Here is a 25845-nt window from a genome sequence, read left to right as displayed (position 1 = left end):
ACATGCACCAGGCGTTAACAAGGGGCCCTGCCTTCCCACCGGGCGTGCCGTCGCGCCCGGTGGGTCTGCAAAAGCGCTGGCTCGTCGCCGGCGTACTCGCCGTGCTCGTCGCCTTGGTGGCCGGCGTCTCGCTCGGCCCGGTCAGCCTGCCGCCCGGCAGCGTCGCGATCGAACTGCTCAACCTGCTCCCCGGGGTACGCCTGGAGAGCGGGCTGACCGAGCAGGAGATCGCCATCGTCACCGAGCTACGGCTGCCCCGGGTGGTGCTGGGTTTGCTGATCGGTGGGCTGCTCGCCCTGGCCGGCGGTGCCTACCAGGGGGTGTTCCGAAACCCGCTGGCCGACCCGTACCTGCTCGGAGTCGCCGCCGGGGCGGGGCTGGCGGTCACCGTGGTGCTGACCCTCGGGGTGGGCACGAGCGGATCGCTGGGGGAACTGCCGGCGACGATTCCGCTGGCCGCCTTCGTCGGCTCCCTCGGTGCGGTGGTGATGACGTACCTGCTCGGCGCCGCCGGCGGGCGCAGCCGCTCGCCGGCCACGCTGATCCTCGCCGGGGTGGCCGTCTCCGCGTTCCTCAGCGCCGGGCAGACGTACCTGTTGCAACGGCACGCGGACAGCATCCAGCAGGTGTACTCCTGGCTACTCGGGCGGCTGGCCACCGCCGGCTGGCAGGACGTCCGGCTGGTGCTGCCGTACTTCCTGGTCACCAGCCTGGTCATCCTGCTGCTCCGGCGGGAGCTGGACGTGCTCTCGGTCGGCGACGACGAGGCGGCGAGTCTCGGCCTGCACCCGCAGCGGTCCCGGTACCTGCTGATCGCCGCCGCCTCGCTGGGCACCGCCGCAGCGGTCTCCGCCTCCGGCCTGATCGGCTTCGTCGGCATCATCGTGCCGCACACCGTACGGCTGCTGGCCGGGTCGAGTTACCGGATCATTCTTCCGCTGTCGCTGCTGTTCGGGGGTGCCTTCCTGGCCCTGACCGACGTGGTGGCGCGGACCGCCGCCGCACCGCAGGAGATCCCCATCGGTGTGGTCACCGCGCTGCTGGGCGGTCCCTTCTTCGTCCTGGTGCTGCGCTCCGTCCGGCGGGTGCTGACGTGAAGCCGACCCCATCCGCCGTAGAGGTGCGGAACCTGCGAATCAGCTTGGACGGTGCGCCGATCCTCGCCGGCATCGACCTGGTCGTGGCCGCCGGCGAATGGGTGACCGTGATCGGTCCCAACGGCGCCGGCAAGTCGACGTTGCTGCGCGCCGTCGGCGGCCTGCTGCCCGCGCCGGACGCCGTCCGGCTCTTCGGCACGCCGCTCGGCGCCCTGCGCCGCCGGGAACGGGCCCGGGTGGTTGCCACGGTCGCCCAGTCGCCGGTCGTACCGCCCGGCATGGCGGTGCTGGACTACGTGCTGCTCGGGCGTAACCCGTACATCGCGCCGCTTGGCCGGGAGTCCGCCGCCGACCTGGCCGTGGTGCACGAGGTGCTCGACCGGCTGGACCTCGCCGGGTTCTCCACCCGCGAGCTGGCCACCCTCTCCGGCGGCGAACGGCAGCGGGTCTTCCTGGCCCGGGCGTTGGCCCAGGGTGCCACCCTGCTGCTGCTCGACGAACCGACGAGCGCGCTGGACATCGGCCACCAGCAGGAGGTCCTGGAGTTGGTCGACCAGCTTCGTCGTAGGCACGGGTTGACCGTGCTGGCCACCATGCACGATCTGTCGACCGCCGGTGAGTACGCCGACCGCATGGTGCTGCTCGCCGCCGGCCGGATCGAGGCCAGCGGCACCCCCGACGAAGTCCTCACCGAGGACCTGCTGTCCCACCACTACCGTGCCCACGTCCGGGTCATCCCCGGCCCGCACGGTCCCCTGGTCCTCCCCACCCGCCCCGCCCCGCCCCGCCCGCGTTGATCGGAGATCGGAGAGGTTGCGGTCAGGACAGCCGGGTCCAGACACAGTTTCTTTATCGACTTGGACTTGGCGGGAGTGAAGTCAGGGCGATGAGGGAGAAGAGGGCGCCGGACGGGTCGCGGACGGCGGCGATACGGCCGGCGGGGACGTCCCGGGGCGGGACCAGGATCGAGCCGCCCAGCTCGGCGGCGTGTGCCGCGGTGGCGTCCGCGTCGACGACCGAGAAGTACACGGTCCAGTAGGCCGGCGAACCTGTCGGGAACTCCGTGCCCAGCGGTGGCGTCATTCCCGCCACCATCCGATCGCCGAGCCGCCAGCCGGTGTAGGCGGCCTGCCCCATCGGTTCCTCCTCGGGCTGCCACCCGAAGACCAGCTCGTAGAAGACGCGGGCTCCCTCCGGGTCGGGCGTGACCAGTTCGGTCCAGCTCATCGCGCCCGGGGTGTCGAATACCTCGGCGCCGGGGAAGGCCATCGGCTGCCAGGTGCTGAAGGCAGCGCCGGCCGGGTCGGTGAAGACCGCCATCCGGCCCCGGTCGAAGACGTCGAACGGCGGTACCACCACCTGCCCGCCGGCCCGCTCCACCCGGCCGGCGACCAGATCGGCGTCGTCGGTGGCGACGTACGTCGACCAGATCGGCACCTGGTCCGGTACGGCCGGCGGGCCGGCACCGGCGACCGCCCGCCCGCCCAGCAGGAAGATCGTGTAACCGCCGGCTTCCGGCTCGGCATCCACCCGGCCGGTCCAGCCGAACAGCTCGGGATAGAACCGGCGGGCCGCGTCGAGTCCAGGCGTCGCCAAATCAACCCAGCAGGGGGTACCCGGTGGAACGCTGGCCACGGCCACCCCTCTCGACTCAGGCGACCGCCGACCGACCGCCGTCCCCGGAATCGTGGCACCGCCCGGTGGGCACCCGGGGTGCAAACGCCTCGAACGTCAACTGAACCGGCGACCCTCGTCCCGCCGGTACGCCCACCCGGCGAGCGTGGCCAGCACCACCACCCAGACACCGAGCATGACCAGCGACAAGGGGTTGACCGGGTGGTCGCCGACGGCCGCCCACATCAACTCGACGGCACCTCGGGTGGGTAGGTACGGCGCGATCGCCTCGATGAAGCCGGGCGCGCTACCCGGCGCGGATAGCAGGCCGCCACCGAAGGCGAGCGGGAAGAAGACGATCTGGGCCACCACGATTGCCGCCTTGCTCGGCAGCGCGTACCCGATGCTGAGCCCCAGCAGCGTGAACGGCACCGAGATCACCCCCACGGTGACCAGCGCCAGCAGGAACGATCCCGGAGTGATCCGGGCCTTGGTCAACGTCGCCCCGATGATCACCAGGGGAATCAGCGACAGGTAGGTGACGACCAGCCCGGCCGCGATCCGGCCAGTGAAGCGTGGTGCCGGCCCGACCGGCAACGTCCGGGTGAACGGATCCCAGGGTTGAGCCCGATCCTCGGCGACACCCACGCCGTACTGGAAGATGTTGGCGCTCATCACCGAGAAGGTGACCATCGAGGCGGTGGCGAAGGTGGCGCCCACCGGGTCGTTCCCGGCGAACGGCACCACGAAGAAGAGCATCGCGACGGCCGGGAAGAACGCGCTGCCGAAGATCGCGATCGGGATGCGGATCGTCTCCAGCAGCTGGTAGCGCGCGTGGGTCAGGACGAGTTGCACGGCGGGTCTCCTCAGGCGGGCGTCGGCTCGGCGTCGGCGGTGGTGATGGCGAGGAACGCCTCCTCCAGGGAGGTCGGGCGTACCTCCAGATTCCGGAACGCGACCTCGCTGGCGACCAGATCCCGAATTAGCTGGTCGGCGTCGGCGGTGAGCAGGTGGATCCGGCCGTCGACCTGCTCGGTGCGGACCACGCCGGGCAGCGCCGGAACCGCGTCGGCGGTCAGGCTGACCCGGCGTACGCCGACCACAGCCCGGATCGCGTCGACGCTGTCGTCGGCGAGTACCCGGCCGCGACCGATCACCACCACCCGGTGGGCCAGCGCCTCCACCTCTTCCAGGTAGTGGCTGCTCAGCAGTACGGTGCCGCCACCGGCGTGGAATGCGCGGATCGCCTCCCACAGCGTGTGTCGGGCCTCCACGTCCAGCCCGGTGGTCGGCTCGTCGAGCAGCACCAGCCGGGGCCGGCCGACGAAGGCCAGTGCGACGGCGAGCCGACGCTTCTGCCCACCGGACAATCCCCCGGTCTGTCGCCGGACCTGCTCGCTCAGGCCGAACTGGTCGAGCAGTTCGCCGCGCGGAATCGGGTCCGGGTAGTGGGCCGAGACGAAGTCCACCACCTCGCCGACCCGCAGCGTGCTGGGTAGCCCGGTCTCCTGCGGGGTGACTCCGACCTGCCGCCGGCTGGCTGGCTCACGCGGGTCACCGCCGTTGAGCTCCACCCGGCCCGACGTCGGCCGGCGCAGCCCTACCAGCAGGTTGAGCAGGGTGCTCTTGCCGGCACCGTTTGGCCCCAGCAGGCCGACCAGTTCACCCCCGCGCACCTCCAGGTCCACCTGGTCCAGCGCGAGGACGGTGCCGTATCGGCGGCTGACCTGGTCGGCGCGGGCGAGGATCACGCGGGGGCTCCCTTCGGATGGTCTTCGTCTACCGGTCTAGCCGGTGCCCGCAAGCGTCCCGGTTCGGCCGGCCGGCCAGGTGCGGTGGCGTGCAGCGGGGCCGGCAACGGCGTGACGTGCAGCACCGACAGTCGGGACACCGCCCGGGTGAGCACCACGTACAACCGGTGCAGCCCACGCGGCTCCGCCGCGACGACGGCGGCCGGCTCGACGACGATGACATGGTCGTACTCCAGGCCCTTGACCAGGGTGGCGGGGACCACGGTTACCCGTGCCCCGGCCGCCGGGTCGGCGTCGGCGGCAACTGCGACCCCCGCCCCGACCAGCGCCGCCCGCAGGCCGTCCACCGCGTCGTCGGAGGCGATCACCGCTATGGAGCCCTCGTACGTGAGCGCCGCCCGCACCTCGGCCACCGTCGCAGCCAGCGGATCGGTCACGGCACGTACCTCCAGCGCGCCGTCGGCGCGCAGCGACTCGGCCGGTGGCACGTCGACGGCCAGCGCCGGCAGCAGCCGGTTGGCGAACGCGAGTACGACGGCGGGTACCCGGAAGCCGATGGTCAGCGGCACCACCGGCGTGTCCGGCTTGCCGAGGTGGCGCAGGGATTCCCGCCAGTCGGTGGCGGCCCACGGCGCGGTCCCCTGCGCCAGGTCGCCGAGGAGGGTGAGCGACCCGTGCTCGCTGCGCCGGGCGACGACCCGGCACTGCATGGGGGAGAGATCCTGGGCCTCGTCCACCACGATGTGCCCGTACCCGGCCGGGCGCTCCATCAGCCCGGCGGCCTCGTCGATCAGCACCGCGTCTGCGGCGGTCCACCGGGTCGCCTTCGGAGTCCGCCCGAGTCTCGTGCCGGCGGGGCCGGTGAGCAGGGCCTGTTCGTCGGGGGTGAGCAGGCCGTCGGCGGCCGCCGCGAGTCGGGTGGGGTCGGCGAGCAGCGCGTGCAGCAGGCCCTCAGGGGTGAGCGCCGGCCAGGCCGCGTCCAGGAATGCGGTGACCGGCTTCGACCGGCCTGTCCGGCGCAGCCACGCGTCGCCTGGCGACTCCGCTCGCCGGGCTTCGGACTGTCGTTGCAGCAGCCCGACCAGTCGGGCACGGACCCGCTCCCGGCCGACGGCGTACGGCAGCTGCTCGGCGCGGGTCTCGCGGATCAGCCGGTGCAGCGGCTCCAATCCGATCCGCCAGCGGAACGATCCGTCGGACACGACGATCGGCTCGGTCGGCTCACCGACGTACGCGTCGACCGCCCGGCGCAGTACCTCGGCCATCCTCGCGTCGTGCTTGACGACGGCCACGGCCAGCGAATCCACCGCCCGTACCGCGACGCGATCGACCAGCTCCTCGACGGTGTTCTGCGCGGCCTCGACCTCGCCGAGGGCGGGCAGCACCGAGGCGATGTACCCCAGGAAGGCCCGGTTCGGCCCGAGCACCAGGACCTTTGACCGCCGCAGCCGCTCGCGGTGCAGGTAGAGCAGGTACGCGGCGCGGTGCAACCCGACCGCGGTCTTCCCGGTGCCCGGTGCCCCCTGCACGCAGATCGAGTCGGCCAGGTCGGCGCGGACCAGTTCGTCCTGCTCGGGCTGGATGGTGGCGACGATGTCGCGCATCGGACCGACGCGGGGGCGTTCGATCTCGGCGGTGAGGATCCGGCTGGCCGTGCCGAGCTCCTCGCCCCGGTCGAGGCGCTCGTCCTCGAAGCCGGTCAGCACCCCGTTGCCGAACCCGAAACGGCGTCGCACCGCGAGGCCCTGCGGGTCACGGGCGCTGGCTCGGTAGAACACTCGGGAGACCGGGGCCCGCCAGTCCAGCACCAGTGGTTCGCCCTGTTCGTCGGTCACATGTCGGCGGCCTACGTGGTAGCGCCGCCCGGCGTGCTCGGCGTCCGCGTCGCCGAAGTCGAGCCGGCCGAAGAACAGCGGGGTACGGGGGTCGTCGGCCAGTTCGGTCACCCGCCGGGCGAGGTGCCGCCCCAGCTGTTCGGCGGTGTACGCGTCGCCGGCCACCTTGTCACCGGTGCTGAAGAGCGCCTCGGCGCGTTTCCGCATGCGGTGCAGCGCCGCGCGGGACCGGGACAGGTGCGCCTGCTCGGCGGCCAGTTCGTCCTTCAACTCGGGCGGTGGCAGTGGTCGGGCGTGCAGGCTCATCCACGGACTCCTTGATACGGGAAGAAGGCTGCCGCTCGCGTTCCCGACTCGTGGTCGGCGCGGGGACGTCCGCTGCGGTGCTTGTCACCGCGGCCGTCGGGCGGAACGGAAAGCCTACGCCCCGGCGGATGGGCGGCAATGGGATTTTCCGTGGTCGGGGGATCATGGTGGCATGACGGAGGCGCACCCCGAGCCGCCCCGGGTGACGATCAGCGACCCGCAGACTCTGCGGGCGATCGCCCACCCGGCCCGACTCGCGATCATGGAACATCTGGCGTCGACCGAGGAAGCGTCGACCGCCACCGAGTGCGCCGAGGTGGCGGGTCTGTCCCCGAGCGCGACCAGCTACCACCTGCGGGCGCTGGCCCGGTTCGGGCTGGTGGAGGAGGCGCCGAGCCGAGGGGACGCCCGGGAGCGACTGTGGCGCAGCGCGGTCCAGTCGTGGACCGTGGACGCCGGTCGGAACGCCGATCCGTCGGTGCGCGACGCCGAGCGGGCTGTGGTGGAGGTCTTCCTCGCGCGGGAGTTGGCGCGCAGCCGCGACTGGCTGCGCCGGGCGCCGGACGAGTCGGAGGAGTGGTACCGCAATGCGATCCTCAGCGAGTCGCTGCTGCTGCTCACCTCGGACGAGCTGGCTGAGTTGAACAAGGCGGTGCTGGCTCTACTGCGACCATACCGCCGAAGGACCCGGACCGATCCACCGTCGACTGCCCGTCGGGTGGTCGTCCAGTACAAGGCGCTGCCGCTGGACTGAGGCTTGCGTACGACAGATGCGAAGCATTATTTTCGAAGTATGTCGTTCACATCTGCCCCGTCGCGCTGGGTGGACGTCGGCCTCGCCACCGCGGGCCGAGGGGTCGCCACCTGCGGAGAGTTCCTCGCCGCCACGACCCTGACGCTGGCCCTCCAGTCCTCCGGGGCGGGCGGTCGCGCAGTCGCCGGGGTGCTGCTGGCGGCGACCCTGCCGCTGGTGGTGCTCGCCCCGCTGACCGGGCGACTGGCTGATCAGGTGGACAGCCGGACGCTCCTGATCGGGGCCGGCCTGGCCCAGTCGGTGATCTGCCTCGGTCTGGCATACGCCGGCCAACCGCAGTTGGTCATCGGCCTGGTCGCGTTGCTCGCCTGCGGCCTGGCGGTGACCCAGCCGGTGCTCGCCGCCCTGGTGCCGTCGATGGTGCGCCCCGCCGACCTGCCCAGAGCCACCGCACTCAACCAGACCGCCGGCCTTCTCGGCGTGCTGGCCGGCCCGGCCCTGGCCGGCTTCCTGGTGGGCGGGTTCGGCACCCGGGTGCCACTGCTGATCGGTGCGGCCAGCTATCTCGCGCTCGTCCTCGCCGGAGCGCTGATCCGTACCCGCCGAGGCGGCACGCGGCGCACGACGGCGTCGGTGTCATCGCCCGGTGGCACCGCCCGGGCCACCGGCTACACCGCGCCGGCAACCGACGACGCCGCGACGGCGGCGAACTGGCGGCTGCGGCGGGACCCGCTGCTGTTCGCGATGGTGGCCACCCTGGCGGGCGTGATCGCGGCGGTCGGCGCGATCAACGTCATCGAGGTCTTCTACGTACGGGAGACCCTGGGTGCCTCGGCCACCGTCTACGGCCTGGTCACCGGGGCGTGGACTCTCGGGGTGCTCTGCGGTGCCTGGACCTTCGCCCGGTTCGCCCGGCGGTTCGCCGACGACGGTGCCCTTGTCCAGTGCGGCTTGCTCCTGCTCGGCGGCTGCTGCCTGATGGTGCTGGTCTCGGTGACGGTGCCCGTGGCGCTGCTACTGGTGCCGATCTGGCTCCTCGGTGGCATCTGTAACGGCGGCAACAACGTCCTCAACAACGTGGTGATGGCCCGGCGGGTGCCGGAGGCGGCGCGTGGTCGGGCCTTCGCCGCCATGGGAGCCGCCGTGCAGGGCGCGGCGATGCTCGGTTACCTGATCGGTGGCCTCATGTTGGAGGTGACCGAGCCGCGCCCGCTGATCGTCGGCTGCGGGATTGCCGGGCTACTGGTGCTGGTCGCCTTCGTCAGGCACGTCCGGCGGGCGGTCCGGGCTGAGCGTGCGTGTAGCAGACAGGACGCCGCGAGCACAGGCCCGGCGAGCACAGGCCCGGCGGGTGCGGGGTTGGCCACTTCCGTGGCGGGCAGCTGAGCGGGTCGCGAACGGCGGGGATACGGTCAGGACATGGTCGAGAGCGTCGCTCGCCCCCGGGTCGGGCACATCCAGTTCCTGAACTGCCTGCCGATCTACTGGGGGCTGATGCGCTCCGGCGCGCTACTCGACGTCGACCTGCACAAGGACTCGCCGGACCGACTCAGTGCCAAACTCGTCACCGGTGACCTGGACATCGGACCGATCTCCCACGTCGAGTACCTTCGGCACGCCGACGAACTGCTGCTCCTGCCCGACCTGGCGGTCGGCAGCGACGGGCCGGTGCTGTCGGTCAACCTGGTGTGCACCCGGCCGCTGACCGACCTCGACGGCGCCCGCGTCGCGCTGGGCTCCACCTCGCGAACCGGGGTGCTGCTCGCCCAACTGTTGTTGCGCGAGCGGTACGGGGTCCAGCCCGAGTACTTCCGGTGCCCGCCGGACCTGACCCAGATGTTGCTGGAGGCCGACGCCGGTGTCCTCATCGGCGACGTGGCCCTGCGGGCGATGTACGAGGCACCCCGGCAGGGGCTGACTGTGACCGACCTGGGTCAGGCCTGGCGGGAGTGGACGGGCCTGCCGATGGTCTTTGCCGTCTGGGCGGTGCGCCGCGACTTCGCCGACGCCCATCCCGGCCTGGTCAAGGAGGTGCACGAGGCGTTCCTACGCTCGCGCGACCTGTGCCTTGCCGAGCTGGACCAGGTCGCCGAGTCGGCGGCCCGCTGGGAGCCCTTCGACGCGGCCACCTTGGCCGAGTACTTCCGGGCATTGGACTTCTCGCTCGGTGACCGTCAGGTCGCGGGTCTGCGCGAGTTCGCCCGTCGCGCGACCGCCCTCGGTGAGGTTCCGGCGTTGCCGGCAGGCGGCCCAGAGTTCTTCACCGGCTGACCGAGCGTCAGGGGGCGGCGGTCAGCAGGGCGTCGGTGATCTTCTCGCAGTTGTCCATGCCGTACTCGTAGCCCTTGTTGATGGGGTACTGGAGCATCACGCCCATCGTCCAGGTGTCACCGATCGCCAGGCAGTTGACGTGCATCTCCTGCTCCTTCGTGCGGTCGACCCAGCCGTTCTTGATGGCGATCTTCTTGGCCTCGGCGGCCGGGAACGCCTTGCGGATGCCGAAGTCACCAGCGCCGCGTACCTGGCGCATCTCGTCGAGCAGCCACTTGGTCCACTTCGGGCCGGCGGCGGTGCCGTCGGCGATGCAGTTGCCCAGCCGCGCGGTGTCGCGTGGCGACAGCTCGGTGCGGCTCCACCCGCGATCGCTGGCGACTTTGCTGTCGGTCAGTTCGCAGGTCGACAGCAGGCGCTCGATCGAGGCGGACCGGCCGATCTGGGTGTAGAGCTGCTCCGTGCGGGTGTTGTCGCTGTCCCGGATGATCCTGGTCAGGTCGTCCAGCTTCGCGTCGCTCGGTGTCTGCCCGGCGTCGGCGGTGCGACGCAGGTAGTCGGCGACGATCCATGACTTGATCATTGATGCGGTGGTGCTGGTCTCGGCCATGTCCTCCGAGCCGATGATCTCGCCCGAGCGGCGGTCCAGCACGCTCCACCCGTACCAGCCGTCGATGTCCAGGTCGAGCTTCCCGGCCGTGAACGGCAGCGGCTCGGGTTCCGGCGAGGGGCTCGGCGAAGGCGAGGACCGTACGCTGCGGTCGGTGAGCGCGTCGCCGCGCGGCGGCGAATCGCCGCGACCCCACTTGGCGGCGGCGGTGGACTCGAAGGGCGAACCGGGCAGCAGCCGCAGCGACACCAGGACCAGCCCGACCAGCACGGCAGCGACGGCCACGAGCCGCAGCGGTGATGTTTCGCCCCGCCGGTCGCGGCGGCCTCGGCCGGCCATCAGAGCTTTCCGATCGGCTGCTGCGGCACCTTGAGTGCGCCGCCGGGCTGCGGGGTGACCAGCTGGGCGGCGACGCTGGCGCAGACGTCGGCACCATAGTCGAGACTACTGCTCTGCGGGTAGCGCAGCATCACCGCGAGGCTCCACTCCTCTGCAACGGCCAGGCAGTTGACGTGCCAGTTGCCGTCGTATTCGAGGGGGGTCCAGCCGTTCTTGATACTGACCGGGCCCTGACTGGTGATCGACTCGGGAAGGCCGTCGACGATGCCCCACCTGCCGCCGCCCGCGCGAAGCTCCTGGTCCTCGGCGGCGGTGCTGCCGCGGACCCTGCTCATCTCGCTGAGTAGCCACTTGGTCCACTTCGGGCCGGCGGCGGTGCCGTCGGCGATGCAGTCGCCGAGCCGCACGGCGTCGCGCGGGGACATCTGGGTGAAGCTCCACCAGCCCTCGTAGCCGGTGACGCTGCCCCGCTTGGTGTCGGTGAGGTCGCAGATGCTGATGGCCCGCTTGACTACCGGGCCGGGCTGACCGCCGGCCGGCACGCTGTACGACCCGCCGACGGCCCGGTAGATGGTGTTGGCCGCGTCGTCGTCACTGTCCCGGATGGCCCGGCTGGCCGCATCCTTCATCGCCGCGGTGGGTTCCTTGTCGCCCAGCCGGCGCAGGTAGTCGGCGACGAACCACACCTTGAGCATGGACTCGGTCGAACTGGTCGCGGTCATGTTCTTGGCGCCGGAGATCTCGCCGGACTCCCGGTCCAGCAGGGCCCAGGAGAAGAACTCGCCCTTGAAGTTCACCGAGACCTTGCCGGCGGCGAGGGTCGGTGGTGGGGGCGGGGCGGGCGTGGGCGCGGCCACGCTCTGCTGGGCGGGGGTCGTCTCGTCCGAGGAAAGCCGGGCGTACGCGGCCGGCACCAGCATGACGCCGCCGAGCAGCACCGCCGTGACGGCGAGCACCATGGTCACGCGAGATCGCATGAGCGGGTGAACTCCAGATGTCGGGGCCGGGGGACCGGCTTGTTGCCAGGACTGACCGGTGCGGATCGCCCTGGGCCGGGGGAAGTGGCCCTCTGAGCCGGCGATCGTTGTCGTCGATCGGTGTGACGGGGGAAGTCTACGTGCGAATCGGCGTGATGCCAGGACCCGACACGGGGCAACACGGGGTGAAGGTGGGACAACTTACTGAGTTGTGCTACTTGGGGGAATTTGTCCAAAATTTGTGACCTAACTCATAGTGGCCATGGCTACGAACGGGGGTCGTCGTGTAACGCTGAGGAATCTTGGATTTGTGTGACACGCCCTGGTGCATTCAATGCCCAGCTGTAACACTTGCTGCATGTATGGCAATGACCTCCCGGGCGAGGACCCGCCCGGCGGCCTGCTCGACGAGGTCGAGGCCGCCGAGGTGGCGCTGCGCGCCGCCGCGACGCAGGACCGTCGCGCGGCCGGACCGGGTACGGACCTGGCCGCGTACTTCACGCAGGTCGTCGACGCCGACCAGAAGATCGAGCCGCGCGACTGGATGCCGGCGGCGTACCGACGGACCTTGATCCGGCAGATCGCCCAACACGCGCACTCTGAAATCATCGGCATGCAGCCGGAGGGCAACTGGATCAGCCGCGCACCGTCGCTCAAACGCAAGGCGATCCTGCTGGCCAAGGTGCAGGACGAGGCCGGCCACGGCCTCTATCTCTACGCCGCCGCCGAGACCCTCGGCATCAGCCGGGACGAACTGGTCGAGTTGCTGCTCGACGGCCGGCAGAAGTACAGCTCAATCTTCAACTACCCCACCCTGAGCTGGGCCGACGTGGGAGCGATCGGCTGGCTGGTGGACGGGGCCGCGATCGTCAACCAGGTGCCTCTGTGTCGCTGCTCCTACGGCCCGTACGCCCGTGCCATGATCCGGGTCTGCAAGGAGGAGTCGTTCCACCAGCGCCAGGGCTACGAGATCCTGCACGTCCTGTCGCACGGCACCGGGGCGCAGCGGGCGATGGCCCAGGACGCGGTGGACCGCTGGTGGTACCCGTCGTTGGCCATGTTCGGCCCGCCGGACGGCGACTCCACGCACTCCGCCCAGTCCATGGCCTGGAAGATCAAGCGGTTCTCCAACGACGAACTGCGCCAGCGCTTCGTGGACATGTGCGTCGGCCAGGCCAAGGTGCTCGGGCTGACCATCCCCGACCCCGGCCTGCGCTGGAACGACGAGCGCCGGGCCTACGACTACACCCAACCCGACTACGCCGAGTTGCTGCGGGTGATCTCCGGTGACGGACCGTGCAACCGGGAGCGGATCGCGCACCGGCGTCGCGCCCACGCCGAGGGCGCCTGGGTGCGTGCGGCCGCCACGGCGTACGCCGCCAAGCAACGTGACAAGGAAACGGTGGCGGCGTGAGCGAGCGAATCGACCGGCTCGGCGCGGAGAGCCCCGCACCACTGTGGGAGGTCTTCGTGCGGGCCCGGCGCGGTCTGGCGCACACCCACGTCGGCAGCTTGCACGCGCCCGACGCGGAGTTGGCCCTGCGTAACGCCCGGGATCTCTACACCCGGCGTCAGGAGGGCGTGTCGATCTGGGTGGTGGCGGCGAGCGCGATCACCGCCTCCAGCCCGGACGAGAAGGACGCCTTCTTCGACCCGGCCGCCGACAAGGTGTACCGCCATCCCACCTTCTACGAGGTGCCAGACGGGGTGTCCCACCTGTGAGCGTGCGCAGTGAGCCGGGTTTGCGAGTCCCGCAGTCACGAACGGAGACGACCCGGTGAACGGTCCCTTCGCCTTCACGCTCGCCCTCGGCGACGACGCACTGATCGCGGCGCAGCGCCTGGCCGAGTGGACCACCCGCGCGCCCGAGATGGAGGAGGACATCGCGCTGGCCAACATCGCCCTGGACCAGCTCGGCGCGGCCCGGCTCCTGCTGTCGTACGCGGGCGAGCTGGAGGGCGCCGGCCGGGACGAGGACTCGTTGGCCTACCTGCGCGACGACCGGGAGTTCCGTAACTGCCTGCTGGTCGAGCTGCCGAACGGCGACTTCGCGGTGACCATGGCGAAACTGCTCGTGCTGTCGGCGTACCAACTGCCGCTCTACGACGCGCTGGCGGGCTGCGCCGACGAGCGGCTGGCGGCGATCGGCGCGAAGGCGCGCAAGGAGTCGGCCTACCACCTGGACCACGCCACGCTCTGGGTCAAGCGGCTGGGCGCCGGCACCGATGAGTCGTCCCGGCGGATGCAGGCCGGCATCGACCAGATCTGGCCGTACGCCCACGAGCTGTTCGCCGCTCAGCCGGACGCGCCAGTCGACCCGGCCGCCCTGCGGGCCGACTTCGACGCCACCGTCGGTGCCGTTGTCGCCGAGGCGACGATCACCGTGCCGGACTCCGGCTGGACGCCGGCCGGCGGCCGGAACGGGGTACACACCGAGCACCTGTCGTACCTGCTCGCGGAGATGCAGGTGCTGCACCGCGCGCACCCCGGGGCGAACTGGTGAGCCGAAAGGTCCGCCGGTGACCGGCGCGTGGGACGCGGTGGCGGCGGTGGTGGACCCGGAGATCCGGGTCGTCACCATCGAGGATCTCGGCGTCCTGCGGTCGGTGGAGGAGGATCCAGGTACCGGGCAGGTGGTGGTGACCATCACTCCGACCTATACCGGCTGCCCGGCGATGGACGTCATCCGGGCGGACATCCGCCGCGCGCTGGCCGTCGCCGGTCACCGGGATGCCGAGGTACGCACCGTGCACAGCCCGGCCTGGAGCACCGACTGGATCAGCGCCGCCGGGCGGGCCAAGCTGGCCGTCGCCGGCATCGCCCCACCCGCTCCGGTCCGCCGCGACCCGGCGGTACCGTTGGCCCTCACCGTTCGCTGCCCTCGCTGCGGCTCGCCGGAGACCGAGCAGATCAGTCGCTTCGGTTCGACCGCCTGTAAGGCGCTGTGGCGCTGCCGCGCCTGCGCCGAACCCTTCGACCACGTGAAGGCACTGTGACTGTCACCATCACAAGCCCGGCCCGCCGACGGCCGGTGTTCCACCCGCTGCCCGTCGTCGCCGTGGACCGGCTCACCGGCGACGCCGTCGCGATCACCTTCGCGGTGCCCGAGGAGCTACGCGCGACGTTCGCCTTCCGCGCCGGCCAACACCTGACCGTACGGCTGCCGGTGGCCGACGGCGCGGAGAGCGACGGCGCCGTCGAGGCCGGGGTGGGCGAAGGCCCGCCGGGCGGCGGGGACGTGCGCCGCTCGTACTCCATCTGCTCCACCCCGGCGGAGCTGGAGCGGCACGGACGGTTGCGGATCGGGGTGCGGGAGATCCCCGGTGGTGCTTTCTCCAGCTACGCCTGCGGGGCGCTACGGCACGGCGACACCGTGCAGGTGCTGCCGCCGCTGGGGCACTTCACCACGGCCTTCGCGCCGGACCGGGCCCGCCGCTACGGCGCGGTCGTCGCCGGCTCCGGTATCACCCCGGTGCTGTCGCTGGTCGCGACCGCCCTGGCCGTCGAACCGGCCAGCACCTTCACCCTGGTGTACGGCAACCGCACGGCCAGTAGCGTGATGTTTGCCGAGGAACTGGCCGATCTGAAGGACCGCTACCCGACCCGGCTGCACCTGGCACACGTGCTCTCCCGGGAGCAGGGTGAGTCGCCGCTGCTGTCGGGCCGGATCGACGCGGAACGGCTGGGCCGGCTGCTGGACACCATCGTGCCCGGCGACGCGATCGCCGAGTGGTTCCTCTGCGGCCCGTACGGGCTGGTGGCCGACGCCAGGGCGGTGCTCGCCGGACGGGGCGTGCCGGACCCGGCGGTGCACTTCGAGCTGTTCCACGTCGACGCGCCGCCCGAGCCGGTGCTCCGTACCGGCGAGTCATCAGGTGGCACGGACGTGACAATCCTGCTCGACGGACGCTCGTCGAGCTTCGCGATGCGCCGGGACGAACGGGTGCTGGACGCCGCGCTCAAGGTCCGTGGCGAACTGCCGTACGCCTGTAAGGGTGGGGTCTGCTCGACGTGCCGGGCGAAGGTGGTCTCCGGTGAGGTGCGAATGGCCCGCAACTATGCGCTGGAACCTGACGAGGTGGCCGCCGGCTACGTGCTCACCTGCCAGTCCAGCCCGATCACCGACACCCTCGCCATCGACTACGACGCCTGACGTGATCGTGGGCGACAGCGGATGTGTTTCGCGTCCAGGACGGGGCGAGGGCGGCCGGCCAGGCGTTCGACGTAGGCTCGGGGGCGTGATGGTTAGCCGGGAGATCGACGACATCCTGCGGCGCGGCGCGGACGGCGGGCGGATCACGCCCGAGGAGGCCCTGCTGCTCTACACCGAGGCGCCCTTCCACGCCCTGGGCGAGGCGGCGGACACGGTCCGCCGTCGGCGGTATCCGGACAACGTCGTCACGTACCTGATCGACCGCAACATCAACTACACCAACGTCTGCGTGACGGCCTGCAAGTTCTGCGCCTTCTACCGTGCGCCCAAGCACAAGGAGGGGTGGACCCATCCGACCGAGGAGATCCTGCGCCGCTGCGGCGAGGCGGTCGAGTTGGGCGCCACCCAGGTCATGCTCCAGGGCGGCCACCACCCGGACTACGGGGTGGAGTACTACGAGGAGCTGTTCTCCTCGGTCAAGGAGGCATACCCGCAGCTCGCCATCCACTCGATCGGGCCGAGCGAGATCCTGCACATGGCCAAGGTCTCCGGCGTGAGCCTGGACGAGGCGATCGCCCGGATCAAGGCCGCCGGCCTGGACTCGATCGCCGGTGCCGGCGCGGAGATGTTGCCGGAGCGCCCGCGCCGGGCGATCGCCCCGCTGAAGGAGTCGGGCGAGCGCTGGCTGGAGGTCATGGAGCTGGCCCACCGGCAGGGCATCGAGTCGACCGCGACCATGATGATGGGCACCGGCGAGACGGCCGCCGAACGGATCGAGCACCTGCGGATGATCCGGGACGTGCAGGACCGGACCCGGGGCTTCCGGGCTTTCATCCCGTGGACGTACCAGCCGGAGAACAACCACCTCAAGGGCCGCACCCAGGCGACGACCCTGGAGTACCTGCGGTTGGTGGCGGTGGCCCGGCTGTTCTTCGAGACCGTGCCGCACCTACAGGCGTCCTGGCTGACCACCGGCAAGGACGCAGGCCAGGTGGCGCTGCACATGGGTGTCGACGATCTCGGCTCCATCATGCTGGAGGAGAACGTCATCTCCTCGGCCGGTGCCCGGCACCGCTCCAACCTGCACGACCTGATCGGCATGATCCGCTCCGCCGACCGGATCCCCGCCCAGCGGGACACGCTCTACAACCGGTTGGCCGTCCACGCCACGCCCGCCGACGATCCCAGCGACGACCGGGTCGTCTCACATTTCTCCTCGATCGCGCTGCCCGGTGGCGGAGCCGGCCGCTCGCTGCCGCTGGTCGAGGCGAGCTGACCGACGCGCAACCGTGCCGAGCCCGGGCCGCGGTATCTCGGGGGCTACCGGTGCGGGACGGCGGTCTGCGGTGTCGCGGGCTTCTGTCCGGCGGGGACGGTGATGGTCGGCTACGGTGTGTTGTCGCTGGCCGGGCGTTGCGTCACGGCGGCGCTTGATCGGGTTGTCAGCCGAACGGCTCACGCGGATCATCCATCTGGTTCGAAGCCCCGGTGCGGGTCGGCCGGTTGGCGGGTCGCGGTCGGGCAGCAAGGCCCATCAATCCGGACAATCCTTAAGTAGCCATTAGCTGAGCAGCTGGTGGCCGGTGTGCTGCGGGGTGGCGGGGGTGAGCGTCGGGCGCTAATGTCCCCGCCCGTACGTTTCCTTTCATCCCACGGGGAGACACCTCTATGCAGCGGTCTCTCGGGTGCCGGCGTCGACCCGAGCGACAACACCGACGACTTCGCGGTGGTCGTGGCCGCCAAGGGCGGCTTCGGCGACGGCCCCGGCCTGCCGGGCACCGGTGTGCAGGTCGGCCTGATCGGTGCTGTCGGCGCGGGTGTGCTGGGCGCCGGCGTGGCCATGTTCCTGGTGTCCCGCCGTCGCCGGGTGGTTCTGGTAGCCCCGGGCGACGAGAAGACCAACGGCTGACGTTCGTTCTCCATCGGCCCGTGTGGGCCGTTCACATAACGCAGGGCAGTGCGGGCGGGATGGGTGACCATCCCGCCCGTACTGTTCCGGTGACCCTGGCCGGGGCGTCCGGCGTCGGGCTGGCAGAGTGGTGGAGTGAGCCGTACCCCGAAGGGCCAGCGCGCCAGCCTGGACAAGCAGCCGCACGAGGTCGCCGCGATGTTCGACGGCGTCGCGGCCCGCTACGACCTGGCCAACACCGTCCTCTCCTTCGGGCAGGACCGCTCGTGGCGGCGCGCCACCCGGGTCGCCATCGACCCGCGCCCCGGGGACCGGGTGCTCGACGTGGGCGCGGGCACCGGTGTGTCCACCGAGGAACTCGCCCACTCCGGGGCGTACGCGGTGGGCGCCGATCTGTCCCTGGGCATGTTGTACGCCGGGAAGCGCCGCCGCTCCCGGGTGCCGCTGCTGGCCGGGGACGCGCTGCGGCTGCCGTTCGCCGACGCCAGCTTCGACGCGGTGACGATCTCTTTTGCGTTGCGCAACGTCAACGACGCCGACGCTGTGCTGCGCGAGCTGGCCCGGGTGACCCGGCCGGGCGGCCGGCTGGTGGTCTGCGAGTTCAGCACTCCGGTCAACCCGGCCTTCCGCACCGTCTACCTGTCGTACCTGATGCGTTCGCTGCCGGCGGTGGCGCGGGCGGTCTCCAGCAACCCCGACGCGTACGTCTACCTCGCCGAGTCGATTCGCGCCTGGCCAAATCAGCCGGCGCTGGCGGCGCGGGTTGGTGCGGCGGGTTGGGGCGGGGTGGCGTGGCGCAACCTGACCGGCGGGGTGGTGGCCCTACATCGGGCTACCCGGGAGTGATCTCCGGAATTTAGGAGAATTGAGCCGATATGATCTGTTTCTTGCCTTAAGCTGGCCGGCATGACGGATCCGAACGATATGGCCATCGGCGACGCCGCAGAGCTGGTCGAACAGCTCCGGCACCTGGCTGGTGCGGATCCTGCCGACGTGCGCCAGGTGGTGTCCGAGGTGCTGGCGGCCCTGGACCGGGCCGCTGGCGGCGCGCTGCGCGAGCAGTTGCCGGAGACCATCCTGGCCGCCCTGGACAGCGCCGGCCCGGTGCGTCGCTGAGCGCCTACTCGGGCGCGGTGTTCACCAGGGGCTCCTGTTCTGCCTGAGGCGTCGACAGGGCCCTTCCGCACTTTCGGCAGGTTAGGCCGCCCTAACAAGGCGAGCGTATGCCGTCGGTCATAGACTCGTCCCGGCTGGCTTGTGAAGCATTTCACGAGCGTGACGGGGAGGAGGCTCGGATGGCCGCGGTGGAGAACGACGCCGACGTGATCGTCGTGGGCGCCGGTCCCGGTGGGTCGGCAACCGCGTACCACCTGGCCCGGCACGGCGTACGCGTGCTGCTGCTGGAGAAGACCGAGTTCCCCCGGGAGAAGGTCTGCGGTGACGGGCTGACCCCGCGCGCGGTCCGGCAGCTGATCCGGATGGGTGTGGACACCTCACCGGAGGCGGGCTGGCTGCACAACCGGGGCCTGCGGGTGATCGGCGGCGGCGTCCGGCTGGAGCTGGACTGGCCCGACCTGGCCAGCTTCCCCAACTACGGCCTGGTCCGCACCCGGCTCGACTTCGACGACCTGCTCGCCCAGCGGGCCGTGGCCGCCGGCGCCAAGCTGCGTACCAGCGTGAACGTCATCGGGCCGGTGCTGAACGGCGACGGCCGGGTGATCGGGGTGCAGGCCGAGGACGGCCCGGACAAGGCCCCCGCATCCTTCCATGCCCCGCTGGTGGTCGCCGCGGACGGCGTCTCCGGCCGTTTCCCACTCGCTCTCGGGCTGGCCAAGCGGGAGGATCGCCCGATCGGTGTGGCGGTGCGGCGCTACTACCGCTCCGTCGCCCGACACGACGACAGTTACCTGGAGTCCTGGCTGGAACTGCGGGCCAAGGAGACCAACGCGCTGCTGCCCGGGTACGGCTGGATCTTCGGCCTGGGTGACGGCCGGGTCAACGTGGGGCTCGGCATCCTCAACTCGTCCTCGGCCTTCGGGAAGACCAACTACCGGCGGCTGCTCACCGACTGGCTGGCCAACACCCCGCCGGAGTGGGGGATGACCGACGAGACCAACGCCGAGGGATCGATCCTCGGCGCGGCGCTGCCGATGGGGTTCAACCGGGTGCCCCACTACACCAGGGGGGCCATGCTGGTCGGCGACTCCGGCGGCATGGTCAACCCGTTCAACGGTGAGGGCATCGCGTACGCGATGGAGTCCGGCGAGCTGGCTGCGGAAATCGCGGTCCAGGCGCTGGCCCGGCCGGCGGGCGTCGAGCGGGAGCGTGCGCTGATGGCGTATCCGCAGGAGTTGAAGGCCCGGTTCGGCGGCTACTACCGGCTCGGTGGGGTCTTCGTGAAGCTGATCGGTCGGCCGGAGATCATGCGCGTGGCGACGAAGCACGGCATGCCTCATCCGACCCTGATGCGCTTCGTGCTCAAGCTGCTCGCCAACCTCACCGACCCGCGTGGCGGTGACGCGATGGACCGGGTGATCAATGCGATGACCCGGGTAGCGCCCACCGTTTAGGGGCGCGGCACGGGTAAGGTCCACCCCCGCCGACGGTCGCCGGGTGGGATGTGAATAGTGTGAATTTTGCCAACGAACGAGGGCAGGGAAGGACGAGCAGGAGAAGAAGATGTCGCTCTCGCCTTACGTACCCATCATTGGGCTGTTCGCCCTCGCTGCGGCTTTCGCGCTTTTCTCGATAGCCGCCGCCCGGTTCGCCGGGCCCCGTCGCTACAACAGGGCAAAGCTCGACGCCTATGAATGTGGGATCGAGCCCAGCCCGCAGCCGATCGGCGGAACCCGGTTCCCGATCAAGTTCTACCTGACCGCGATGCTGTTCATCGTCTTCGACGTGGAAATGATCTTCCTTTACCCGTGGGCGGTCTCCTTCGACATCCTGCCGGTCTTCGGGTTCGTCGCCATGTTGGTGTTCATCGGTGCCGTCTTCGTCGCGTACGCCTACGAGTGGCGCCGCGGCGGCCTGGACTGGGACTGAGGGAGGAACCGCAATGGGTATCGAGGAGAAACTTCCCGCCGGCGTCCTGCTCACCTCGGTGGAGAAGCTGGTCAACTGGTCGCGCAAGTCGTCGGTCTGGGGCGCCACGTTCGGCCTGGCCTGCTGCGCCATCGAGATGATGGCCGCCGGTGGCCCGCACTACGACATGGGCCGGTGGGGCATGGAGGTCTTCCGGGCCTCGCCCCGGCAGGCCGACCTGATGATCGTCGCCGGCCGGGTCAGCCAGAAGATGGCCCCGGTGCTGCGCCAGATCTACGACCAGATGGCCGAGCCCCGCTGGGTGCTCTCGATGGGTGTCTGCGCGAGCAGCGGCGGCATGTTCAACAACTACGCGATCGTGCAGGGCGTCGACCACGTCGTGCCGGTCGACATGTACCTACCGGGCTGCCCGCCGCGGCCGGAGATGCTCATCGACGCGATCCTCAAACTGCGCGAGAAGATCGGCCACGAGCCGCTCGGCCCGAACGGCCGCAAGATGCTGGCGGCCCGCGAGGCGCGCGGTGACGTGCCGGTGGTGCCGTACGGCTCGATGCCCTCGTCGTACCGCAACGACAAGGCCCGGCGGGCCGAGTGGACGAAGGCCGTCCGCGAGGGTCGCGAGGAGCAGTTGCGGATCGAGAACTGGATGAACACCCAGAACCACCTCCAGCCGTATCGGGGGATCAAGTGACTGACTCCAAGCCGACCACCGGTGGCGTGCCGGTTCCGGTGACGCCCGCCGGCGCGACCAGCGGTGCGCCCGCCGAGTTCCCGCCGGCCGCACCGGCCGGCCGAGGCATGTTCGGCAACCAGGGCACCGGCGACGTTTCCGGCTTCGGCGGTTTGGTCCGGCCGTCGCGCGCCGTCGAGCATGCGGCCCGGCCGTTCGGTGGCTACTTCGACGAGGTGCACGATGCGCTGGAGGAGGCGTACCCGGCCTTCGGTGAGGCGATCGAGCAGGTGGTGGTCGACCGGGGCGAGCTGACCCTGCACATCCGCCCGGAGCGGATCGCCGAGGTCTGCCAGGTGATGCGGGACGACCCGGCGCTGCGCTTCGAGCTGTGTTCCTCGGTCTCCGGCGTGGATTACCTGGGCGCCGACGAGCGCCGACTACACGTCGTCTACCAGTTGACCTCGATGACCTACCGGCGGCTGGTCCGGCTGGAGGCCGCCGTCTCCGTCGAGGAGCCGCACCTGCCCAGCGTCACCGCCGTCTACCCGACAGCCGACTGGCAGGAGCGGGAGGCGTACGACATGTTCGGCATCGTCTTCGACGGCCACCCGGCGCTGACCCGCATCCTCATGCCGGACGACTGGGAAGGTCACCCGCAGCGCAAGGACTACCCCCTCGGCGGCGTGCCCGTGGAGTACAAGGGCGCTGAGATCCCGCCGCCCGACAAGCGGAGGTCTTACCAATGACCGGGTCCAACTACGCCACCGAACGCGACACCACCGAGGGTCGGGTCTTCACCGTGACCGGCGGGGACTGGGACGACGTCGTGTCCGGCGTCGACCCGATCAACGAGGGTCGGATCGTCGTCAACATGGGCCCGCAGCACCCGTCCACGCACGGCGTGCTCCGGCTGATCCTGGAGTTGGAGGGCGAGACGGTCCGGGAGGTCCGTTCGGTCGTCGGCTACCTGCACACCGGCATCGAGAAGAACCTCGAGTACCGCAACTGGGTCCAGGGTTCGACCTTCGTGACCCGGATGGACTACCTCGCCCCGATCTTCAACGAGACGGCGTACTCCCTCGCGGTGGAGAAGCTGCTCGGTATCACCGACGACGTGACCGAGCGGGCCAACACCATCCGGGTGCTCATGATGGAGCTGAACCGGATCTCCTCGCACCTGGTGTGGCTGGCCACCACCGGCATGGAGCTGGGCGCAATCTCGATCATGCTCTACGGCTTCCGGGAACGCGAGTACATCCTGGAGATCTTCGAGCTGATCACCGGCCTGCGGATGAACCACGCGTACGTCCGGCCGGGTGGAGTGGCCCAGGACGTGCCGGACGAGGCGATCGTCAAGATCCGCGAATTCCTCAAGCTCATGCCGAAGCGGCTCAAGGAGTACGAGGACCTGCTCTCCGGCCAGCCGATCTGGTTGGAGCGGACGCGGAACGTGGGGGTGCTCGACGTGACCGCCTGTGTGGCGCTGGGCGTCACCGGTCCGGTGCTCCGCTCGGCCGGGCTGGCCTGGGACCTGCGCAAGACGATGCCGTACTGCGGCTACGAGACGTACGAATTCGACGTGCCGACCCACACCGACGGCGACGTGTGGGGCCGTTACCTGGTGCGGCTAGCGGAGATCCGGGAGTCGCTCAAGCTGGTCGAGCAGGCCCTGGACCGGCTCAGGCCCGGCCCGGTGATGGTGGCCGACAAGAAGATCGCCTGGCCGGCGCAGCTGGCCATCGGTGTCGACGGCATGGGTAACTCGCTGGAGCACGTCGCGAAGATCATGGGTCAGTCGATGGAATCCCTGATCCACCACTTCAAGCTGGTGACAGAGGGCTTCCGGGTGCCGCCGGGCCAGGTGTACGTGGGTATCGAGGCGCCTCGCGGTGAGCTGGGCGTGCACGCCGTCTCCGACGGCGGGACCCGGCCGTACCGGGTGCACTACCGGGAGCCGAGCTTCGTCAACCTCCAGGCCCTGCCCGCGATGGCCGAGGGTGGCCTGATCGCCGACGTGATCGCCGGCGGCGCCTCGCTGGACCCGGTAATGGGAGGTTGTGACCGGTGACCACGGTTTTCACTGACGAGACGCGGACCAGGGCACGGGAGATCATCGCCCGATACCCGGCGGACCGGTCTCGTTCTGCCCTGCTGCCGCTGCTGCACCTCGTGCAGGCCGAGGAGGGCTACGTCTCCCCGGCCGGCGTCGCGTTCTGCGCCGAGGTGCTCGGTCTGAACAAGGCCCAGGTCGGTGCGGTGGCCAGCTTCTACACCATGTACAAGCGCCGGCCCACCGGCGACTGGCTGGTCAGCGTCTGCACCAACACCTTGTGCAACGTGCTCGGCGGCCAGCAGGTCTACGACACCCTCGCCGAGCACCTCGGCGTCGGGCACGACGAGACCACCGCCGACGGCAAGGTCACCCTGGAGCACGCCGAGTGCCTGGCGGCCTGCGACTACGGCCCGGTGCTGACCGTCAACTACGACTTCTTCGACCAGGTCGACCCGCAGACCGCGGTGGGACTCGTCGACGAGTTGCGCGCCGGCGACCGGCCCACGCCGAGCCGGGGTGCCCGCCTCTGCACGCTGAAGGAGATGGCGGTCCAGCTCGCCGGCTTCGCCGACGATCGGGAGGGTGCCGTCGCCGACGGTGTGCCGGGCGAGCCGAGCCTGCGCGGCCTGCGGCTGGCCCAGCAGCACGGCGTCTCGGCGCCGGGCTTCGACCCGAACACCCCGATCCGCAGCGGCAAGGCGGGCGACCAGCCCGCCCCGGCCACCCCGGCGAAGGCGACGCCGACCGGCAGCACCGCGCCCGACGTGCCGGCACCGGACCGCAAGTCGCCGCAGGTGCGTACCGCCGAAACCCGGCAGCCGGACGCGAAGACGGCCGTGCCGGACGCTCCGGGCACCAAGGTCCCGGTCGACGGCGCTGCGCCCGCGTCAGGTGACGCTCAGGCGGCCCAGGCCGCCGGCTCGGCGGCCAACCGGCCGGCCGGCGACGGCAAGCCGGCCGGCGACGACGCGCAGGCGCAGGAGCGCAACCTCAGGGAAGCCGAGTCCACCGGCAGCGGCCAGGGCTCCGCGAACGACAAGGGGGCCCACAAGTGACCACGCCCGCGCCGGAAACCCTAGCCAAGCTGACGCCGGTGCTCACCAGGCGCTGGCTGTCGCCGGACGCCTGGAGCATCGGCACCTACGAGAAGTTGGACGGCTACGCCGCGCTGCGCAAGGCGCTCAAGGCGCACCCGGACGACCTGATCCAGCTCATCAAGGACTCCGGGCTGCGCGGTCGTGGTGGTGCCGGGTTCCCCACCGGTCTGAAGTGGGGCTTCATCCCGCAGGGTGACGGCAAGCCGCACTACCTCGTGGTCAACGCCGACGAGGGTGAGCCGGGCACCTGCAAGGACCTTCCGCTGATGACCCATGACCCGCACTCGCTGGTCGAAGGCGTGATCATCGCGTCGTACGCGATCCGGGCGAGTCGGGCCTACATCTACATCCGGGGCGAGGCCGTGCACGCCGCGCGCCGGCTACGCAACGCGGTGAAGGAGGCGTACGCCAAGGGCTTCCTCGGACGCGACATCCTCGGCTCGGGCTTCGATCTGGACCTGGTCGTGCACTCCGGCGCCGGGGCGTACATCTGCGGTGAGGAGACCGCGCTGCTCGACTCGCTTGAGGGTTTCCGGGGACAGCCCAGGCTGCGCCCGCCGTTCCCGGCCACCCACGGCCTGTACGCCAGCCCCACCGTCGTCAACAACGTGGGCACCATCGCCAGCGTGCCGTACGTCGTGCTCGGTGGCGCGGACTGGTGGAAGTCGATGGGCACCGAGAAGTCCGCCGGCCCGATGATCTACTCGCTCTCCGGCCGGATCGTTGACCCCGGCCAGTACGAGTGCGGTCTCGGCATCACGCTGCGTGAGCTGATTGAGCTGGCCGGCGGGATGCAGGCGGGACACAACCTGAAATTCTGGACCCCGGGCGGATCGTCGACCCCGCTGCTCACCGCAGAGCACCTGGACGTGCCGTTGGACTTCGAGGGGGTGGCCGCCGCCGGCTCGATTCTCGGTACCACCGCCACCCAGATTTTCTCCGACCAGGACTGCCCCGTCTACGCGACCTACCGGTGGCTGGAGTTCTACCACCACGAGTCGTGCGGCAAGTGCACCCCGTGCCGGGAGGGCAACTACTGGATGGTCAGGGTCTACCGGCGCATCCTCGCGGGCACCGGCACCCAGGCCGACCTGGACACCCTCCTCGACACCTGCGACAACATCCTCGGTCGCTCGTTCTGCGGTCTGGGTGACGGTGCCACCAGCCCGGTGACCTCGTCACTGAAGTACTTCAAGCAGGACTACCTCGACTACATCGAGGGACGGACCGCGCCGAAGTTGTCCGACAAGCAGTTGGTGGGAGCGCACTGATGCGAGTGCGAGGAGCGAGCGGGGCGGGCCCTGGCCGCGAGCGCGAGGAAAGAGCGCAGCGAGCCCCGCAGTCGCGAGCAGACACCTGCG

Annotated in this window: 27 protein-coding genes; 21 read left to right on the top strand and 6 right to left on the bottom strand. The window is 70.6% G+C overall.

Going from position 1 to position 25845, the window contains the following annotated elements:
- Window positions 1–2 precede the first annotated feature (2 nt).
- Window positions 3–1097 (top strand): FecCD family ABC transporter permease, encoded by a 1095-nt coding sequence (locus tag ACFHWY_RS13205; RefSeq protein WP_416580454.1) that lies wholly within the window; start codon window positions 3–5, stop codon window positions 1095–1097.
- On the top strand, window positions 1094–1894 hold the full coding sequence (locus ACFHWY_RS13200) for an ABC transporter ATP-binding protein (RefSeq protein WP_416580453.1): 801 nt from the start codon (window positions 1094–1096) through the stop codon (window positions 1892–1894). Before ACFHWY_RS13205 ends, ACFHWY_RS13200 begins: the two co-directional genes overlap by 4 nt.
- A 52-nt stretch (window positions 1895–1946) precedes the next feature.
- Here ACFHWY_RS13200 and ACFHWY_RS13195 read toward each other — a convergent pair whose 3' ends face one another.
- The 4 genes from ACFHWY_RS13195 to ACFHWY_RS13180 form a co-directional block, all read right to left on the bottom strand.
- Window positions 1947–2732 (bottom strand): VOC family protein, encoded by a 786-nt coding sequence (locus tag ACFHWY_RS13195; protein WP_416580452.1) that lies wholly within the window; start codon window positions 2730–2732, stop codon window positions 1947–1949.
- 96 nt (window positions 2733–2828) lie between these two features.
- A complete protein-coding gene (locus ACFHWY_RS13190; protein ID WP_416580451.1) occupies window positions 2829–3566 on the bottom strand; it encodes an ABC transporter permease in 738 nt (245 codons plus the stop codon).
- An 11-nt stretch (window positions 3567–3577) separates the two neighbouring features.
- Window positions 3578–4462 (bottom strand): ABC transporter ATP-binding protein, encoded by an 885-nt coding sequence (locus ACFHWY_RS13185; protein WP_416580450.1) that lies wholly within the window; start codon window positions 4460–4462, stop codon window positions 3578–3580.
- Window positions 4459–6603, bottom strand: coding sequence for a HelD family protein (locus ACFHWY_RS13180; RefSeq protein ID WP_416580449.1), 2145 nt, complete (start codon window positions 6601–6603; stop codon window positions 4459–4461). Before ACFHWY_RS13180 ends, ACFHWY_RS13185 begins: the two co-directional genes overlap by 4 nt.
- Window positions 6604–6775: 172 nt before the next feature.
- On the opposite strand from ACFHWY_RS13180, the gene ACFHWY_RS13175 reads away from it, so the two are divergent.
- From ACFHWY_RS13175 to ACFHWY_RS13165, 3 genes are read left to right on the top strand one after another with little or no spacing between them, the layout of a single operon-like run.
- Window positions 6776–7357: an ArsR/SmtB family transcription factor gene (locus tag ACFHWY_RS13175; protein ID WP_416580448.1), complete on the top strand. Its 582-nt coding sequence runs from the start codon at window positions 6776–6778 to the stop codon at window positions 7355–7357.
- A gap of 39 nt (window positions 7358–7396) precedes the next feature.
- Complete coding sequence (locus ACFHWY_RS13170; protein WP_416580447.1) at window positions 7397–8743, top strand: MFS transporter; 1347 nt, start codon at window positions 7397–7399, stop codon at window positions 8741–8743.
- A gap of 33 nt (window positions 8744–8776) precedes the next feature.
- Window positions 8777–9628: a menaquinone biosynthetic enzyme MqnA/MqnD family protein gene (locus tag ACFHWY_RS13165; protein WP_416580446.1), complete on the top strand. Its 852-nt coding sequence runs from the start codon at window positions 8777–8779 to the stop codon at window positions 9626–9628.
- A gap of 7 nt (window positions 9629–9635) precedes the next feature.
- Here ACFHWY_RS13165 and ACFHWY_RS13160 read toward each other — a convergent pair whose 3' ends face one another.
- Both ACFHWY_RS13160 and ACFHWY_RS13155 read right to left on the bottom strand, forming a co-directional pair.
- A complete protein-coding gene (locus ACFHWY_RS13160) occupies window positions 9636–10577 on the bottom strand; it encodes a serine hydrolase (protein WP_416580445.1) in 942 nt (313 codons plus the stop codon).
- The gene (locus ACFHWY_RS13155; RefSeq protein ID WP_416580444.1) at window positions 10577–11554 is read right to left on the bottom strand and encodes a hypothetical protein; all 978 of its coding nucleotides are present in this window, start codon (window positions 11552–11554) and stop codon (window positions 10577–10579) included. The genes ACFHWY_RS13160 and ACFHWY_RS13155 overlap by 1 nt, the downstream gene beginning before the upstream one ends.
- 358 nt (window positions 11555–11912) lie before the next feature.
- On the opposite strand from ACFHWY_RS13155, the gene paaA reads away from it, so the two are divergent.
- The 16 genes from paaA to nuoF all read left to right on the top strand — a co-directional run bounded on the left by paaA (window position 11913) and on the right by nuoF (window position 25755).
- On the top strand, window positions 11913–12968 hold the full coding sequence (paaA, locus tag ACFHWY_RS13150) for a 1,2-phenylacetyl-CoA epoxidase subunit PaaA (protein ID WP_416580443.1): 1056 nt from the start codon (window positions 11913–11915) through the stop codon (window positions 12966–12968).
- A complete protein-coding gene (paaB, locus tag ACFHWY_RS13145; protein ID WP_416580442.1) occupies window positions 12965–13276 on the top strand; it encodes a 1,2-phenylacetyl-CoA epoxidase subunit PaaB in 312 nt (103 codons plus the stop codon). Before paaA ends, paaB begins: the two co-directional genes overlap by 4 nt.
- Window positions 13277–13331: 55 nt before the next feature.
- Window positions 13332–14057, top strand: coding sequence for a 1,2-phenylacetyl-CoA epoxidase subunit PaaC (paaC, locus tag ACFHWY_RS13140; RefSeq protein WP_416580441.1), 726 nt, complete (start codon window positions 13332–13334; stop codon window positions 14055–14057).
- Window positions 14058–14073: 16 nt separating this feature from the next.
- Window positions 14074–14550 (top strand): 1,2-phenylacetyl-CoA epoxidase subunit PaaD, encoded by a 477-nt coding sequence (gene paaD / locus ACFHWY_RS13135; protein ID WP_416580440.1) that lies wholly within the window; start codon window positions 14074–14076, stop codon window positions 14548–14550.
- Window positions 14547–15707 carry a 2Fe-2S iron-sulfur cluster-binding protein gene (locus ACFHWY_RS13130; protein ID WP_416580439.1) on the top strand — a complete coding sequence of 387 codons (1161 nt, stop codon included), beginning with the start codon at window positions 14547–14549 and terminating at the stop codon, window positions 15705–15707. The genes paaD and ACFHWY_RS13130 overlap by 4 nt, the downstream gene beginning before the upstream one ends.
- Before the next feature lie 85 nt (window positions 15708–15792).
- Window positions 15793–16983 (top strand): cyclic dehypoxanthinyl futalosine synthase, encoded by a 1191-nt coding sequence (gene mqnC, locus ACFHWY_RS13125; protein ID WP_416580438.1) that lies wholly within the window; start codon window positions 15793–15795, stop codon window positions 16981–16983.
- A gap of 345 nt (window positions 16984–17328) precedes the next feature.
- The gene (locus ACFHWY_RS13120) at window positions 17329–17616 is read left to right on the top strand and encodes a hypothetical protein (protein WP_416580437.1); all 288 of its coding nucleotides are present in this window, start codon (window positions 17329–17331) and stop codon (window positions 17614–17616) included.
- Window positions 17617–17751: 135 nt separating this feature from the next.
- On the top strand, window positions 17752–18462 hold the full coding sequence (locus tag ACFHWY_RS13115) for a demethylmenaquinone methyltransferase (RefSeq protein WP_416580436.1): 711 nt from the start codon (window positions 17752–17754) through the stop codon (window positions 18460–18462).
- Between the two features lie 60 nt (window positions 18463–18522).
- Window positions 18523–18732, top strand: coding sequence for a hypothetical protein (locus tag ACFHWY_RS13110; RefSeq protein WP_416580435.1), 210 nt, complete (start codon window positions 18523–18525; stop codon window positions 18730–18732).
- A gap of 179 nt (window positions 18733–18911) precedes the next feature.
- Window positions 18912–20186, top strand: coding sequence for a geranylgeranyl reductase family protein (locus tag ACFHWY_RS13105; RefSeq protein WP_416580434.1), 1275 nt, complete (start codon window positions 18912–18914; stop codon window positions 20184–20186).
- 109 nt (window positions 20187–20295) lie between these two features.
- Window positions 20296–20661 (top strand): NADH-quinone oxidoreductase subunit A, encoded by a 366-nt coding sequence (locus tag ACFHWY_RS13100; protein WP_416580433.1) that lies wholly within the window; start codon window positions 20296–20298, stop codon window positions 20659–20661.
- A gap of 13 nt (window positions 20662–20674) precedes the next feature.
- On the top strand, window positions 20675–21352 hold the full coding sequence (locus ACFHWY_RS13095) for a NuoB/complex I 20 kDa subunit family protein (protein ID WP_416580432.1): 678 nt from the start codon (window positions 20675–20677) through the stop codon (window positions 21350–21352).
- On the top strand, window positions 21349–22080 hold the full coding sequence (locus ACFHWY_RS13090; RefSeq protein ID WP_416580431.1) for an NADH-quinone oxidoreductase subunit C: 732 nt from the start codon (window positions 21349–21351) through the stop codon (window positions 22078–22080). The genes ACFHWY_RS13095 and ACFHWY_RS13090 overlap by 4 nt, the downstream gene beginning before the upstream one ends.
- Complete coding sequence (locus ACFHWY_RS13085) at window positions 22077–23402, top strand: NADH-quinone oxidoreductase subunit D (RefSeq protein ID WP_416580430.1); 1326 nt, start codon at window positions 22077–22079, stop codon at window positions 23400–23402. The genes ACFHWY_RS13090 and ACFHWY_RS13085 overlap by 4 nt, the downstream gene beginning before the upstream one ends.
- Window positions 23399–24442, top strand: a complete 1044-nt coding sequence (gene nuoE / locus ACFHWY_RS13080; RefSeq protein WP_416580429.1) for an NADH-quinone oxidoreductase subunit NuoE — start codon at window positions 23399–23401, stop codon at window positions 24440–24442. The genes ACFHWY_RS13085 and nuoE overlap by 4 nt, the downstream gene beginning before the upstream one ends.
- Window positions 24439–25755: an NADH-quinone oxidoreductase subunit NuoF gene (gene nuoF, locus ACFHWY_RS13075; RefSeq protein WP_416580428.1), complete on the top strand. Its 1317-nt coding sequence runs from the start codon at window positions 24439–24441 to the stop codon at window positions 25753–25755. The genes nuoE and nuoF overlap by 4 nt, the downstream gene beginning before the upstream one ends.
- Window positions 25756–25845 lie beyond the last annotated feature (90 nt).

Origin of the sequence: Micromonospora sp. LOL_024, assembly GCF_048060415.1 — a bacterium.
Classification (GTDB): Bacteria; Actinomycetota; Actinomycetes; order Mycobacteriales; family Micromonosporaceae; genus Micromonospora.
Note: the sequence above shows the minus strand (reverse complement) of the source record. Positions and strands in the feature narration are given on the sequence as shown.

What these genes read in the sequence shown, in the direction of transcription:
- ACFHWY_RS13100 (WP_416580433.1), top strand. Translation starts at nt 20,296, where the DNA reads ATGTCGCTCTCGCCTTACGTACCCATCATTGGGCTGTTCGCCCTCGCT.
- ACFHWY_RS13120 (WP_416580437.1), top strand. Translation starts at nt 17,329, where the DNA reads ATGTCCCCGCCCGTACGTTTCCTTTCATCCCACGGGGAGACACCTCTA.
- ACFHWY_RS13085 (WP_416580430.1), top strand. Translation starts at nt 22,077, where the DNA reads ATGACCGGGTCCAACTACGCCACCGAACGCGACACCACCGAGGGTCGG.
- ACFHWY_RS13175 (WP_416580448.1), top strand. Translation starts at nt 6,776, where the DNA reads ATGACGGAGGCGCACCCCGAGCCGCCCCGGGTGACGATCAGCGACCCG.
- ACFHWY_RS13160 (WP_416580445.1), bottom strand. Translation starts at nt 10,577, where the DNA reads ATGGCCGGCCGAGGCCGCCGCGACCGGCGGGGCGAAACATCACCGCTG.
- ACFHWY_RS13110 (WP_416580435.1), top strand. Translation starts at nt 18,523, where the DNA reads ATGACGGATCCGAACGATATGGCCATCGGCGACGCCGCAGAGCTGGTC.
- ACFHWY_RS13105 (WP_416580434.1), top strand. Translation starts at nt 18,912, where the DNA reads ATGGCCGCGGTGGAGAACGACGCCGACGTGATCGTCGTGGGCGCCGGT.
- ACFHWY_RS13205 (WP_416580454.1), top strand. Translation starts at nt 3, where the DNA reads ATGCACCAGGCGTTAACAAGGGGCCCTGCCTTCCCACCGGGCGTGCCG.
- ACFHWY_RS13170 (WP_416580447.1), top strand. Translation starts at nt 7,397, where the DNA reads ATGTCGTTCACATCTGCCCCGTCGCGCTGGGTGGACGTCGGCCTCGCC.
- paaA (WP_416580443.1), top strand. Translation starts at nt 11,913, where the DNA reads ATGTATGGCAATGACCTCCCGGGCGAGGACCCGCCCGGCGGCCTGCTC.
- ACFHWY_RS13155 (WP_416580444.1), bottom strand. Translation starts at nt 11,554, where the DNA reads ATGCGATCTCGCGTGACCATGGTGCTCGCCGTCACGGCGGTGCTGCTC.
- ACFHWY_RS13165 (WP_416580446.1), top strand. Translation starts at nt 8,777, where the DNA reads ATGGTCGAGAGCGTCGCTCGCCCCCGGGTCGGGCACATCCAGTTCCTG.
- ACFHWY_RS13095 (WP_416580432.1), top strand. Translation starts at nt 20,675, where the DNA reads ATGGGTATCGAGGAGAAACTTCCCGCCGGCGTCCTGCTCACCTCGGTG.
- ACFHWY_RS13180 (WP_416580449.1), bottom strand. Translation starts at nt 6,603, where the DNA reads ATGAGCCTGCACGCCCGACCACTGCCACCGCCCGAGTTGAAGGACGAA.